Annotated in this window: 16 protein-coding genes; 11 read left to right on the forward strand and 5 right to left on the reverse strand. The window is 70.8% G+C overall.

The annotated features are described in order from the left end of the window. Positions 1–915 precede the first annotated feature (915 nt). The 4 genes from ACFZBT_RS40365 to ACFZBT_RS40380 all read right to left on the reverse strand — a co-directional run bounded on the left by ACFZBT_RS40365 (position 916) and on the right by ACFZBT_RS40380 (position 5,052). Positions 916–2,247 carry a phage/plasmid primase, P4 family gene (locus ACFZBT_RS40365; RefSeq protein ID WP_391115456.1) on the reverse strand — a complete coding sequence of 444 codons (1,332 nt, stop codon included), beginning with the start codon at positions 2,245–2,247 and terminating at the stop codon, positions 916–918. 125 nt (positions 2,248–2,372) lie between these two features. Then, complete coding sequence (locus ACFZBT_RS40370) at positions 2,373–3,320, reverse strand: bifunctional DNA primase/polymerase (protein ID WP_391115458.1); 948 nt, start codon at positions 3,318–3,320, stop codon at positions 2,373–2,375. Positions 3,321–3,677: 357 nt separating this feature from the next. Continuing rightward, entirely contained in the window at positions 3,678–3,872 is a 195-nt protein-coding gene (locus tag ACFZBT_RS40375) for a helix-turn-helix domain-containing protein (RefSeq protein ID WP_391115461.1), read from the reverse strand. A gap of 439 nt (positions 3,873–4,311) precedes the next feature. Then, on the reverse strand, positions 4,312–5,052 hold the full coding sequence (locus ACFZBT_RS40380) for a GntR family transcriptional regulator (protein WP_391115464.1): 741 nt from the start codon (positions 5,050–5,052) through the stop codon (positions 4,312–4,314). A 240-nt stretch (positions 5,053–5,292) separates the two neighbouring features. Here ACFZBT_RS40380 and ACFZBT_RS40385 point away from each other — a divergent pair, with 240 nt between their 5' ends. From ACFZBT_RS40385 to ACFZBT_RS40425, 9 genes are all read left to right on the forward strand, one after another. Beyond that, on the forward strand, positions 5,293–5,424 hold the full coding sequence (locus ACFZBT_RS40385) for a hypothetical protein (RefSeq protein ID WP_391115466.1): 132 nt from the start codon (positions 5,293–5,295) through the stop codon (positions 5,422–5,424). Continuing rightward, entirely contained in the window at positions 5,421–5,594 is a 174-nt protein-coding gene (locus ACFZBT_RS40390; RefSeq protein WP_391115469.1) for a hypothetical protein, read from the forward strand. Before ACFZBT_RS40385 ends, ACFZBT_RS40390 begins: the two co-directional genes overlap by 4 nt. Next, positions 5,591–5,755: a hypothetical protein gene (locus ACFZBT_RS40395; protein ID WP_391115472.1), complete on the forward strand. Its 165-nt coding sequence runs from the start codon at positions 5,591–5,593 to the stop codon at positions 5,753–5,755. Before ACFZBT_RS40390 ends, ACFZBT_RS40395 begins: the two co-directional genes overlap by 4 nt. Before the next feature lie 107 nt (positions 5,756–5,862). Beyond that, on the forward strand, positions 5,863–6,450 hold the full coding sequence (traA, locus tag ACFZBT_RS40400; RefSeq protein ID WP_391115475.1) for a plasmid transfer protein TraA: 588 nt from the start codon (positions 5,863–5,865) through the stop codon (positions 6,448–6,450). 14 nt (positions 6,451–6,464) lie between these two features. Beyond that, positions 6,465–8,480, forward strand: coding sequence for a plasmid transfer protein TraB (traB, locus tag ACFZBT_RS40405; RefSeq protein ID WP_391115478.1), 2,016 nt, complete (start codon positions 6,465–6,467; stop codon positions 8,478–8,480). Positions 8,481–8,676: 196 nt separating this feature from the next. Then, complete coding sequence (locus ACFZBT_RS40410) at positions 8,677–9,150, forward strand: hypothetical protein (protein WP_391115481.1); 474 nt, start codon at positions 8,677–8,679, stop codon at positions 9,148–9,150. Between the two features lie 5 nt (positions 9,151–9,155). Continuing rightward, entirely contained in the window at positions 9,156–10,241 is a 1,086-nt protein-coding gene (locus tag ACFZBT_RS40415) for a DUF2637 domain-containing protein (RefSeq protein ID WP_391115484.1), read from the forward strand. After that, positions 10,238–10,687 (forward strand): Pycsar system effector family protein, encoded by a 450-nt coding sequence (locus tag ACFZBT_RS40420; RefSeq protein WP_391115487.1) that lies wholly within the window; start codon positions 10,238–10,240, stop codon positions 10,685–10,687. The genes ACFZBT_RS40415 and ACFZBT_RS40420 overlap by 4 nt, the downstream gene beginning before the upstream one ends. After that, on the forward strand, positions 10,684–10,905 hold the full coding sequence (locus tag ACFZBT_RS40425; protein ID WP_391115491.1) for a hypothetical protein: 222 nt from the start codon (positions 10,684–10,686) through the stop codon (positions 10,903–10,905). The genes ACFZBT_RS40420 and ACFZBT_RS40425 overlap by 4 nt, the downstream gene beginning before the upstream one ends. Positions 10,906–11,598: 693 nt before the next feature. Here ACFZBT_RS40425 and ACFZBT_RS40430 read toward each other — a convergent pair. Next, positions 11,599–11,811: a hypothetical protein gene (locus tag ACFZBT_RS40430; RefSeq protein ID WP_391115494.1), complete on the reverse strand. Its 213-nt coding sequence runs from the start codon at positions 11,809–11,811 to the stop codon at positions 11,599–11,601. Between the two features lie 199 nt (positions 11,812–12,010). Here ACFZBT_RS40430 and ACFZBT_RS40435 point away from each other — a divergent pair, with 199 nt between their 5' ends. Together ACFZBT_RS40435 and ACFZBT_RS40440 are read left to right on the forward strand one after the other, a co-directional pair. After that, positions 12,011–12,244, forward strand: coding sequence for a hypothetical protein (locus tag ACFZBT_RS40435; RefSeq protein WP_391115496.1), 234 nt, complete (start codon positions 12,011–12,013; stop codon positions 12,242–12,244). Continuing rightward, on the forward strand, positions 12,241–13,077 hold the full coding sequence (locus tag ACFZBT_RS40440; protein WP_391115499.1) for a recombinase family protein: 837 nt from the start codon (positions 12,241–12,243) through the stop codon (positions 13,075–13,077). Before ACFZBT_RS40435 ends, ACFZBT_RS40440 begins: the two co-directional genes overlap by 4 nt. Positions 13,078–13,560 lie beyond the last annotated feature (483 nt).

Here is a 13,560-nt window from a genome sequence, read left to right on the forward strand (position 1 = left end):
GGGCCCGGCGCGGTCAGCAGCGCGCGTGCGTGCTCAGAAAAACAACGGGGGGGTAGACCCTCGAGCTCCTGGGGGGCCGGAACGCCGGGGAGGTCTCTCCGGGGTCAGTCAGGTTCAAAGGGTCGTCCCGGCCGTGGTCGCCGGGTACGTCATCGGCGCCCGCAGTACGTCAACTCGATGACGTACCGGGGGGTGGGGGAGGCCTCCCCTGCCAACGGCCAGGCCGCCCGCCGGGAAGGAGAAACCCCCCGCCCGCGAATCCCAACGTTTTGATCAGCCCCTGGGGGCCGACTCCCCCCGGCACCCCGCCCTCGGCCCGGGAGGTGCTGTTGCCGTGCCTCTGTACGGGTCTGGGGACAGTGACCACCGACAGCGAGTTAGTGCTCATTGGAACAATGAGCAGCCCTCCCCGGGGACCGGTCCACCCCTGCCTCGCGCGCACCCGCGAGCGTGAGCAGCTGCTCGACAGCCAACGGCCACGCCGGAGCCAACGCCCCTACCGCCAACTGCCGCGCGACCCGCCGCGCCAGAACGAATGCCGCGCTGACCCCTCACCGCTGTCTTCTCCGGGTCAGAGCAATGGGGAGCGGCTACGCCGCACGACCCTCGAGCGGCACCCGCCGGAGACCCTCAAGCACAGCTGCCGTCTGGCGGGGGGTGGGTGGCTGCTCTGAGGGTCACCCACCCCCCGGCGGAGGTCTCCAGCGGTCCGGCGGGATGCCGACATTAGGTTGCCTAGGGCTACCGGAGTGGAGGGTAGTGGATGGTTTTCCGAAACTCTCCATACGTGCGCCCATGGCGGATTAACGGGAAACCCACCACAACCCTCCACTCCCGCAGGTCAGAGCGTTTTGGGTCCGGACAGCAGAGCGCCCCCACAAGCGTTGTGGGGGCGTTGCTGCTCGAGGCTCTGGGTCAGTCGTCGTCGTCGTCCGTACCTGCCAGCATGAGGCCGAGATAGACCCGGCCTACGCTGCGGTCCTTCTTCACGTAGCCACGGTTCGCCAACGACTCAGCGAAGGCCTTCTCAGTGCTGGGCTGCTCACCCGTTGCGTGACACCACGCAGTCCACGCATTGAAGAGCTCCCGGGCCCGGACAGTCCCGTGAGGGGACTGAAGAGTGCGTTCCTCGAGGAAGCGGCCGAGAACGTCGCTCGCAGCCTGGTACTCCTGGGTCCGCACCCGAACGACTTCCGGAGGGTTGAGCCCCTGCTCCTGGTAGTCCAGCCACCCGTCGTAGATCCAGCCGAGCACGGCCGGTGCCGCCTTCTTGAGGCGGTCAGGGAGCGACCCGTCGCGCTCTTCCTCAGGGATCACGACGTCGAACGGGACGACGAGGATGCGCCGCCACACAGCCGGGTCGTCTCCGGAGACCGCAGGCAGATGGTTGGTGAGCATGATCAACGTGTGCGACGGATCGAAGGTGATCGGGTTCTTGTGCATGAGGTTGGCTTCGATGGGGTCGCCACCAACAAGCCGTTTCATGGTGGCCTCAGCGAAGCGCCGGCCTTTCTCCGTCTCGGAGCAGAAGGCCAGTCGCGCCCCACGGAGCCGCATCTTGAAGGCACCGTGCCGCTCGTGCTTGGACTCCATGAGGATGGCCGGGTCCACCTCGATCGCGTAGTCACCCACGGCGGCCGTGATGGCGTCCCGCAGGGTGCCCTTACCGTTCGCGCCGCTCCCGGTGAAGATCGGCATCACGTGCTCGGTCACCTTGCCGAGCATCGAGTAGCCGAACAGCCGCTGCACGAACGCCCGAACCTCCGGGTCGGGAAGGATGCGCTCAAGGAAGGCTTCGAACTCAGCGGCTCCCCCGTCTCCCGCCGTTTCGCTGTCGCTGTCCTCGAGCCCGGCGCCGGCCACCTTCGTGATGTGGTCCTCACGGGAGCAGTCGGACACCTCCCCGGTCAGCAGGTTCACGGTCCCGGAGGGCGTGTTGAAGAGGTAGGGGTCCGCATCGAGCTGCTTTGAGGCGAGGCTCATGGGCGCGCGGGCTGATGCGATCTTGACCATGCCTTCAAGGCCGCTCGCGCTCTCAGACTTCCGGATGTCCTTGTAGAGGTCATCTCGCTCGTCGCCGTGGAGTTCCTCGAGGTCCCGCAGCGCAGCCTTGACCGTGTCGACCGCGCGGTCTAGGTCGACGCGCTTTTCGTCCATGAGCCATCGGGCGCCGTCCCACTCGTGCCAGCCGATGCCGTGCACGTACCGCAGCGTGTCCCGGTGGTCGTCCAGGAACCGCTCAGCCATACGCAGTTGCCCGCGATGCTGCACGGTGGTCCGTGACGGCCTCCGGACTACTCTTCGCTGCTGGGCAGGGGGCCGGGGCTGCTCGTCCGTGAGGGACTCGCCTGCCCACATGTCCTCAGTCGTCGTCACGCGGCACCCGCCCCGTGGTCGGCGAGCCCGCGGTTCCACCCTGACCCGATGGTGCGGAGCGCCTCCCGCTCACGCTGTCCCGAGCGAAGAGCCGCGGCGAGCAGCTGCTCCCGCACGGTCGTCTCGTCGAGCACGGCCGGGGCCGTCGAGTGCAGTTCCCCGAGCCACCGCGCGGCCGCGAACAACTGCCGGTTGCGCTCGCCCTCCGACGCGTTCTCTACCCGGCTCACCGAGTGCTCGAGGGCGCCGGCCGCCGCGCGCTCTTCCCGGGTGGCACGGCGACCCGTCGGCGAGTACAAGCACGTCGGTGTCGCAGGCCGGGGAGGAGCAGAGGGGGGAGCGGACGGCCGGAGCAGCTCGAGCAGCCACCCGGGGAGCGGCTGCGGCCGGAGCTCCGGGGCGCTCGCTCGCTCGTACATGCGGCCCTGGGCGGTCGAGTACGACCCGGCGGCGATGACGTACCCGCCGACCCCGCGCACGTCGACCAGAGGCCCGATGTGGGGCGCCGTGGGCCCCTCGCCCGTGGCGCAGCCGATCAGCGGCCCGTCCGCAGGCTGCTGGAAGTACAGATGGAGCCCGCCCGAGGGCGTGAGCACGGAGTAGGTCTCGGGCCAGTCGGCGCCGGCCTCCTGGGCGAGGAGCTCGAGGACGTCCGTACCGCCGTGGCAGCCGGACCACCGGCCCTCGAGCGGCTGCGCTCCGGCCTTGGGCATGTCGCAGTCGACGACGACCAGGCCCCGGCCGTCCGAGCCTCGCCCGGTGAGCAGTCCGACGTGAGCCCGCTTGAAGCGGCCCGACCACCAGGCCCGAACCTGCTCCGGGTCGGAGAATCGCTCGAGCTGCTCGGGGGCTGCGTCCCGGCCGAACCCCGGGACCAGGGCCCCCTTGTCGGTCCGGCTGCAGGGGATGACGGGGAAGCCACGGGAGACCCAAGTCAGAGCCACGACCCGCTGCTGCTCGGTCAAGTTCGCCGACGGCGGAGCAACCGCCGTGGACGACGTGTCCACATCCGGGCTGTCGCGGGGGGTGGGTGGATCTTTGGGAGAAGGTGCGCCGACCTGCGGGTTTTGTGTCACTGGTGCGCCTCATAGGTGAGGTAGAGGGCAGCCACCGGTGTGGACAACGTGAGCAACCCGATTGCTCCCTAGATAGGGAACAGTGGCTACTCTGACAATGCACCCACTCCAAAAGTGCATCGCTTCCGTGTCCCCGTCGGGTGGCTGCCCGGCGGATAGGATTCCCGGAATGCGTCTCATGAGGGCTCACCGTTGGCGCGGTGGGCCCTCGACGCATTTCTGCGCTCAGGCAGAGGCCGGGAGGTCGTGCTCGCTGTTGAGTTCTGAACTGTGGATCCGGATGAGCCGACCCGTGGGCCCGACCCTCCGCATCCGTAGCTGACCACTCAGGGCCCATCGGGTGACAGTTCGAGTGGAGACCCGAAAGTGTCGGGCGAATTCACTCACTGTCAGCCACTCAGGGCTGGACGTCGTGTCCATGTGTGCCCTCCTGAGGCTCTAGTGCCTGATCTGACGATACCGGCCATGTCCAACGATGCCGTCACGGTTCCAAGGGGCCGTAGAACGGCTCCTGACAGGCCTTCCGCGAACGGAACGACCCCGCAAGACCCCACGGAGTCAGGTTCGGTGGGATTTGGTCTCACCGAGTGCCATGCAGTCCCACCGTGTTCACGGTTCGTGACCGACATAGCCCTCTCCCTTCGCGCGCCAGATTGACGTTGTTTGAACCGTAGCCCGGCGTGTCGCTCGTGTCAGAGACGCTTCCCCTGGCCCCAGTCGTCCGGCTTGTCACCGGCTCTCTACCTGTTAGTACGTCCCCGCCGGTATCGCGTTACGCCCCCGTCCGGTGGCGGCCACTGTGGCACCTTCTGGCAGGCCGGGATTCCGGGGGCTGCAATTCGCGGCCGGCGCCTGCGAGTCAGTCGGAGAGAGGGACCCGGGAGCCCGGGGCGTACACGTCCTCCCAGTACCCGAGCGGGCGCTCCTCGTCGTGAAAGGTCACGGTGGTGACCAGCAGGGCCACGGCCGAGTGCGGCGGAGCGTCGATTTCCAGAGCCGTGAGCTCGTCTTGAGAGGCCTGCCGAGCGTGGGCCGTGCGCTGCCCGGTCGCCACCGGGCGGCCGGTCCGCTCGGCGTAGAGCGTGTTGAACTGCTGCACCATGCGACGGTCCTCCGCCAACTCCGGGACAGCATCAACGGTGTGAGGCGGGTAGACGGAGACGCCCACAGAGGTCGGCTTGTCGTCCTGTCGGAACACCCGAATACGGATCACGGCTTCATCGCCGGGCTCGAGGTCAAGAGCTGCGCATACCTCCGGGTCATGGACTGACCGACGAATCACGCGGTGATCCGAGGAGGTCTCTCCGGGGGCGTAGCGACGGCCGTTCTTCTCCATCCGAGTCAGCCGGTCCGCACCGGTGATGACGATGGGGGACTTCGCTACGACCGTCCCCAGCGCGCCCCGAGAGGTGACCAGACCCTCACCCTTGAGGACGCCCAGCGCCCTGCTCACGGTCTTTGCCGCTACGCCGAACTGGTCGCGAATCTCGGAGACCGACGGCAGCGAGTCGCCCGGGGCGAGCTCCCCGCTCTTGATCTGCGTTCGGAAGTGGGCAGCGAGATCCGCGTACCCCTTCCCCTCCGGTGCCTTGAATGCCACGGCTTCTCCCTGTTTGTCGGAGCGCGGTACATCTCCGAAGGTACATCAATGACACCCCCAAGGTACATGCTTGCCCGCCAACAGTGCTTCATGTACCTTCATGGCGTCGGCAAGGTACACGAAGTACTGAACCGTAGATCAATCCGTACCTTCTCCCGGTAGCAGAACGGCCCCCGGTGTGTCCGCACCGAGGGCCGTACCGGGACCGCAGTCCCTCAGATCGCTGTGAAGGAGCGACCCATGAGGCACCGTACCGGCCCCTTACCTGGGGCGATCGCCCGACTGACCGACGAGGAGCGCCAGGCCCTGAGCCGCAAGGTTCAGGAGGCCAACAAGCGCAGCGAGCAGGGCCGCGGGGGTGGTCAGGGATGACCCGCACCGTGCTCGAGCGGTTCTCCGCTTCCCACCCGCGCGGCTCGTGGCCGGCCGAGGAGTTCGCCGCTGCCCGCCGTGCCGAGGGCACCCCCGCCGAGGTCGTCATGGATCTCCCGACGGACGCCTTCCTGGTCGTCCGCCCGGACACCGAGGAGGTCTCGGCATGAGCCGCGCTCTCTTCCTCTGCCTGGTCCTCCCGCTGCTCGTGGCGGAGTGCATCGCGCAGTTCGTGCTGCACGACCAGGAGCTGACCAACCTCACCGCGGTGCTCGCCCTGGGCGTCATCGCCGTCCGGTGGGCGCTCGGTCCGCAGCCGCCCGGGCGCTGACGGCTCCCTGTCGCCCCCGGAGGCCCGCACCGGCTCCGGGGACGGCAGAGGCCCGGACAGAGGCCCGCACCACCGCCCACGACCAACGATCAGACGGAGGTCTGACCATGGCTCCCACCAACGGCAGGCGACCGAGCAGCGCCGAGCAGGTCCGCAACTTCGCCCAGCACCAGGCGCAGCAGCCGTTCACCCGGCCGCCCGGGAACGGAGCGAGCGACAAGGGGTCGAAGAGCTTCACCGGGTTCGCCCCCTCGTTCGGGCTGAACGTCAACGTCCAGGCCAACGGGCGCGGCGGCGCGGGGGGCGGTGGGCAGCAGAACGGCGCGGCGGCCGGCGGGGGCCGTGGCGGCTCCCACTTCATCCTCGGGGAGCCCGAGTTCAACTCGGCTGAGGACGTGCGGAACTACTGCAACCACGTCCGCGCACTGATGATCCAGGCCGCCATCGAACTGGCCATGGCCTCCAAGATCCTGGAGGCCCGCCTGGCGCAGGCGCAGACGCTCCCCGGCGACAACGTCGTCCAGGCCCGCATGAGGGCCCGCAAGGTCGGCCGGAAGCTCAAGAAGGCCGCCGACGGGGCCACCGCCGCCGCGAAGTCGGCCGTCGGCGCCTACGGCGCGTTCACCCGCGAGTACGCCGACCTCATGCGTCCGCGCCCCCAGCGGTCCGCGACCACCAACCCGTTCAAGTTCTGAGAGGCGGCAGACCCATGGCCAGCAAGGACGTTCAGCAGCAGCAGGAAGACCGCCTCAACTCCGGTGGGTCCACCGGCATGCGCTCGTGGCTGTGGCACCGGGCCAAGCCGTACACCCCGCCGTGGCTCGTGGCCGGTGGCGTCGGCGCGGCCGGTTACGGCGCCAACGTGATGTGGGGCGAGTCGGCGTGGGCCGGGGTCGGCCTCACCCTCGCGTCGGTCGGGCTGACGGCCGCGACCTACTGGGCGGGGAAGGGCACCGGCCCCCAGCGCCGCCTCCACTCCGCCATCACGGTGGCGGCCGGGTCGGTGTGGCTCACGTCCGCCGCGCTGTCCGGCCCGCTCACCGGCCCGCTGCCCGACCTGTACGTGATGGGCGGCGCGACCCTCGCCCTGTCCTGGAACATCCGGCAGGTCATGCGCTCCGCGTCGGGCGAGACTTCCGGATCCGACTCCGACAAGGGGCTGCTGGAGAAGGTCGGGCTTGCCCGGACCAAGCTCCGGGACGTCCGCGTCGAGCCGAACCGGGTCACCGTGCCCTACGAGCTGCCCGCCGGGGAGCTCACGAACGACGACGTGACCAAGGTGATCCCGCGCATCGCGTCCGCCCTCGATGTGCCGGCCACCGCGATCCGTGTCCAGCACGACCCCGACTCCGCGCGGAAGGGGCAGTTCGTCATCGTGCCCGAGGACATGCTCAAGACCCCCACCGTGTGGCCCGGCCCGTCCGCCCCGGGTGAGTCCGTCGCCGTGCCCCTGCGCCTGGGCGTCTACGACGACGGCAGCGACCTGGTGCTGCCCCTGCTCGACGCCATCCACCTGCTCGTCATGGGGATGACCGGCTCCGGCAAGACCGAGGGCGCCGTCGACATCCTGCTGGAGATCCTGACCCGCACCGACGTGGCCGTCTGGTTGGCCGACGCCGCCAAGGCCGGGCAGGACTTCCAGCCGCTCGTCCCCGCGCTCGACTGGGCCGCGCTCGACACCCCGTCGGCCGGGGCCATGGTCGCCGCCGTCCAGGCCGTCATCCCCGCCCGCACCGCGTGGCTGCGTGACCACAGCTACCGGGCGTGGGAGCCCGCGGCCGCCAGGACGCAGACCAGCCGCAAGCACTCCTGCTCCAAGTCGGGCGCCTGCGGCTGCCCCGGAATGCCGTACCTGCTCGCCTGGTTCGAGGAGGCCGCCAAGCTGCTGCGGGAGCTGGGCGACGACGTGTTCACCGGCATCGCCCAGGAGGCCCGTTCCGCCGGCGTCTCCCTGGTCGTCTCCATGCAGCGCGCCTCCGGCTACCAGCTCTCCACCGACACCCGCGCGAGCCTCCCGGCCGCGCTGTGCTTCGGCGTGCGGGGCGACGACGCCGGGTTCGCCCTCCCTGAGGAGGTCCTGGACGCCGGGGCCAACCCCGCCGCCTGGGGCAACAAGCGCAAGGGGTACGTGTACCTGGTCAGCGCGGGGGTGGACGAGGACCTCTACGCGAACCCGGCCAGGACGTTCTGGACCGGCCCCCCGGCCGAGGGCAGTTACGAGCGCATGGCCCGGTACGTCGTCGAGCAGTTCGCGTCCGTGCGCGCCGAGCTCGACCCGGTGACGGCCGCCGCCGCCGAACGCGTCGCGGGCACGCTGTTCACCGGCCGCCACGAGCGCGCGGCCGGCGCCCCGCTCCCGGCCGCTGCCCCCGCGCTCACGGAGGAGCAGGAGTCCGCCCAGGAGGTCGCCGCGCTCGTCGACTCCGAGGACGCCGAGCTCGACGCGTCGGCCGAACTGCCGGCCGTCACCACCAACGCCGAGCTCCCGCAGGCGAAGCCGTCGACCGAGGAGGCCCTCGAGCTCCTCGAGGAGATGGTGCGGATGCTCGCCTCGGTCGGCCCCGGCACGGTCGCGGTTCGCGACGTGACCAAGTACCTCGACCGGATCGGCCGGGACCGCTCCTGGGTCTCCAAGGAGATGAAGCGGATGTCTGAGCAGGGCCTCCTGGCCGCGACCGGCGAGGCGGGCGTGTACCGCCTCATCCCGACCATGGCGGGCGTCTGATCCTCCCCGCACAGCCGCACACCCCCGCACAGCCGCACAGCGCGAATCCCCACGTCGGGCGGCGTGTGAATAGGGCCGCACACCGCCCCGCACACCCTCCGCACAGCCCAACCGCACAGCCCCCGCACACCGAACGACGACGGACCGCCCCGCAGCAACCGGGGCGGCCCGCCCGATGACCACGGAGGTAGAGCCCGTGACCACCGACCCGCAGCATCTCACCGACTCGGAGGCCTCCGCCGAGGCCCGCCGCCTGATCTCCGAGGCCTACCGGCCCGAGGCGCCGGCCGCGCCGGTCAGCTTCCGCGACCCCACCCCGGTCCCCGCGATCGGCACCACCCCGCCCGTCCCGCAGCCGGACTCCCGGATCGCCCCCCAGTGGGCCGTCGGGGTCGCCGTCGCCTCCCTCGGAGTTGGCGCCGGGGTCACCGGACTGGGCTGCGGAGCCTGGCTCGTTCTCCAGGGCTTGTCCTCCGTGACCCTCCTCGGGGTGCTCGCCATCGCGGCCCCGTTCGTCGGCATCGCCATGGTGGTCACCGCCGTTGGCGCTGCCGTGTCCAAGGCCCGCCGCTCGTCGACCACGAACGTCTACCAGGGAACCGTGATCAAGCGGACCGACATCACGTCGACCGCGCGCGGCATCGGCGCCCGCTCCCGGATCGAGGGCTGACCACGATGAAGCTCGACACACAGGCTCAAGTCGACGCTGCGGAGAAGGTCCTCCGCCTGTCCTGGGTCATCGTCGCCGGGGCCGTCCTGTACTCCGTCCTCACCGTCACCCCGCTCGTGCAGCGGGTGACCCCGCAGGGTTGGGAGCTGACGGCACCGATCCTGCCGATCGTCGTGGACGCCGCCGTGGTCATCGTCGTGCGGGTGGACGCCATCGTCGCCCGGCTCGACGGAGACGCCGGGTTCTGGCCGGCACTCCTGCGCTGGCTCACCGGCCTGATGACCCTGGCGCTCAACGTCGGGGACTCCGCGCTCAAGGGCGACCTGGTGGGCGTCGGCGTCCACGCGGTCGCGCCGATCCTGCTCATCGTCACCGCCGAAGCGGGCCTGAAATGGCGGCGCGCGATCACCACGGCGATTGAGCGGATCGAACGTGAGCACGCCGCCGAGCGTGAGCGTGAGCGGCAGGAGCTCCGTGAGCGCGAGGACCGTGAGCGGGCCGACCGTGAGCGCGAGCAGGAGGTCCGGCGGCTCGAGCGTGAGCGCCAGGAGGCCGCCGACCGTGAGCGCCGTGAGCAGGCCGCAGCCGAGCGTGAGCGCGAGCGTGAGCACGCCGCCCGGGTCGCCCGCGAGGAGCGTGAGCATGAGGCCGAGTTGGAGCGGCAGCGCGAGGAGCGGGCCGACGCCCGACGCCGTGAGGAGCAGGACCGTATCGAGCGTGAGCGCCGCGAGGAACGCGAACGCCAGGAGCAGGAGCGGCAGCAGCAGGAGGCCGCCCGCCAGGCCAAGGAGCGGGCACAGCAGGCCGAACGGGACCGGAAGGCAGCCGAGGCCCGCCGTACCGCTCCCGCTCCCGTGAGCGCCGCCGTGAGCACCCCCCGCCCGGCCGTGAGCGCGGCCGTGAGCACCGACGCTCACGAGACTGCTCACGAGACCGCGCCCACCGAGAAGATGAGCGAGTCCGCCGCCCGCCAGGCCGTCGCCGAGGCCGTCCGCGACGGACGCACACAGCGGCAGATTGCCGCGCTCACCGGATGGTCAACCGGCTGGGTCGCCAAGCGCGTCCAGGAGCTCGAGGAGGCCTCAGCGTGAGCACCCCCACGGAGGCCCTGGCCGCTCAGCACGCCGAGGTGAAAGCGGAGATCGCCCGCACCGACAACAAGACCGCGCTCCTCCTCGCGTTCGTCGGCGCCGTCCTGGCCGGCGCCTGGACCCTCGCCCGCGAACTGCCCATGAACCCCGCCGCGTACATCGCGGGCGCGGCCGGGGTCGTGCTCCTGGTCGTCGCCGCCGGCCAACTGCTCCGGTCGGTCCGCCCCAACCTGAACGGGGGCCACGGCTTCCCACTGTGGGCGACCCTCACCCCCGAGCAGATCACGGCCGCCGCCCGGGAACGCGACGTCGCCGCCGACATCGCGGGCCTGTCCCGCCTCGCCGTCACCAAGTTCACCTGCCTCCGCCTCGCGGTCGACCTGACCCGCGCCGGGGGCGCCCTGCTGCTCCTGTCCGCCGTGATCTCCCTGGGAGGCACCGCATGAGCCCGCGCCGGATCAAGCCCCGCACCCCCAAGCGCGTCCCCGAGCAGCCCGTGCCCGGTCAACTCGGCATCTTCGGCTCACCCGACCCGTGGCAGCCCACCGGCTGTGACTGCTGGCCGCCCGTCCCCCGCGGCTGCCACCACTGCAAGAACTGCGACACCTGCCAGGACTGCGGACGCTGCGCCGGTACCGGCTGCTCCTGCGCCTGCGACGACTGACCACACCGCCCCGAACCTCGAGCGCCCCGCCTCCCCTGGCGGGGCGCTCTGGCGTTCCTACTCCTCCTCCGAGACGTACCGCGCCCACCCCGGGGCCCGCACGGACGTCACCGGGGGAGGCATCCGGCGCCTTCCTCCTCGAGGTGGCGGAGGAACGGCCGGCGGTCCAGGAGGAGCCGGAACCGCAGGCGGGGACGGGGGCGAGCCATCGTCACGTGACGTTGCTCCCCCATCGGGTCCATCGTCACGTGACGTTCTTCCGCGCAGCACAGCGGCCGCTGCAGCAGCGGCCCGCGCCTCACGCACCCGCTCCTCGAGCTGCCGCTCCTCATACGCGCGCTGACGGCAGTTCCTCGAGCAGTACCGGCGCGGCTTGGTCCCCAGGGAGGCCGGCACCGTCCGTTCGCAGCTCCCCCGCGCGCACGGCGGTCCCGCTTCCTCACCGGGGGTGGGTGGTCTCTGGTCGCTCATGACGAGAGACCGTAGCCGCGGCTCCCTCGCACCGGGTGCACCGCCCCGGCCTCCGTGCCCGGTACGTCATCCCCGCGCCTGGTACGTCTCCGAGATGACGTACACCGACGAGCACCAGGAGCTCGACGCCGAATCGCCGTACACCTCTGGCACTTTTGCACCCCCGGCCGCAAGAACGGCCCAATCGGCCATCACTCGAGCCGTCCTCCCCGGCGGGCAACGTCATGGCGCGGGGGAGGAGTCACCCCCCAGCGGCAGACCGAGCACCCGTCGGGCGGGGCGTTGTACGGGCTCCTGCGGGTGCTGCTCCCGCTCGACTGCCTCCCGGCCGTCCTGCGGAACGGCGAGCCTCTCAACGGGCAGCAGGCGCGCCCCTGGCGCCTCCCCGGCCGGAGCGTTGGTGGTCGGTCCGGTGCCCAGCATTCGACGCGTCACGGGCTGATCTTGCCGCGCCCGAGATGGTGACCGACCGTCACCCCGGCCCCGTTCGCGCGTCCGTCGTGTCCGCTCGTGTCGCCTCATGACTGCTCTGACACCCGAAATCGCCCTGACCATAGGGTGTTACATCTATGCCCATAGATGTGTACAGTGAGGGTGTCGGCAGCCACCCGGGCAGCCGCGAAGGGGGAACGCCATGAACTCCGTCCCGACCGGACCCCTCGAGCGCGAGCCGCGCCCCGACATCGACCTCCCGCTCCCGGCCGGACCCGAGCAGGAGACCGCGCTCCGGGAGGTGCTCGCCGCGGCCGGCGTCGAGCTCGGGGCCTACGACGAGCGGATCATCCGGTGGCTGTCCGGGTGGGAGTGGTCGACCGTCGCCACCATCGCGTCGTGGGTGCAGCGCGCCGGTCAGGAGCAGGCCAAGTGAGCACGCCCCGCACCCCTGCGCTCCGCCTGGTCCTCGTTCGCCGCGTGTCGACCGCCGGCCAGGCAGTCGACGGGTACGGACTCGACGCCCAGGAGAAGGACTGCCGGAAGTGGGCGAAGGACACGACAGCCGCGGGCGTCCCGGTTCGCATCGTGCACATGGTCACGGACGGGGATGGCAAGGGCGGGAAGTCTGGCTCGAGCCTGCTCGACGAGCGCCCCGGGCTCATGGAGGCCGTGGAGTGGATCGCCGAGGGCAAGGCGGACGGGATCCTGGCGCCGAACCTGGACCGGCTCGCCCGTGAGCTCACCGTGCAGGAGGCCGTGCTGTCCTACGTGTGGGCACTGGCCGGCCGCGTGTTCACCGCCGACCACGGCGAGCACCTGGAGGACGACGCGTCCGACCCCATGCGCACCGCCATGCGGCAGATGCGCGGGGTTTTCCACCAGCTGGACCGCGGGCTCATCATCAAGCGCCTCACCGAGGGCCGACAGGCCAAGGGCGCCAAGGGCGGCTACGCCTACGGCGCGCCCCGGTTCGGGCAGAAGGTCGTCGACAACGAACTCACCGACGACGAGCGCGAGAACGAGATTGCCGAGACGTTCGAGTGCTGGCGCGACGAGGAAGGCCTCAGCATCCGGGCCATCTGCAACCGGGCCAACGAGCAGGAGCTCCGCAGCAAGCGCGGCGGGAAGTGGCACCCGACCACCGTTCAGCGGCTCCTGAGCCCGGAGGCCCGGGAGAAGGCACGGCAGCAGTCCGCCAAGGCCCGCGCCGAACGCAAGGAACTCCAGCGCCGCGAGCGCGCAGCACGCCTCCTCGCCCAGCGCTGACCACACGATCACTACCGCGCGAACCCACCAGGCCCGCAGTCATCCGGCTGCGGGCCTCCGTGTTGCCCAACCCCCACTGCCGAGCCAACACCAGGGGTTTCTGGACTTTCTGGACCGCTCAACGCGCGCACGCGCGTGGCCGCTGACCTGCGGGCAGGTACCGCCGTGGAACCCGTGAGACCGTCCTACGCGCGCGCGTCGCAGAGCAGCAGGGGGGCGTGGGTCGAATCTTCGGCAGCAGCCGCGGGCGACCCCAACGCACCTGTCGCCCGCTTTTTTGCGCGACTCACAGTCCGGCCCGGCATCCGGTTACGCGCCACCCCGCGCGCATGTAGCCATCGGCGCCGGCCGGGGAGGGGGAGTCGGAATCTCCAGACCGATTCGCCCAGGGCCCGGCGCGGTCAGCAGCGCGCGTGCGTGCTCAGAAAAACAACGGGGGGGTAGACCCTCGAGCTCCTGGGGGGCCGGAACGCCGGGGAGGTC

Origin of the sequence: Streptomyces sp. NPDC008137, assembly GCF_042957035.1 — a bacterium.
Taxonomy (GTDB): Bacteria; Actinomycetota; Actinomycetes; order Streptomycetales; family Streptomycetaceae; genus Streptomyces.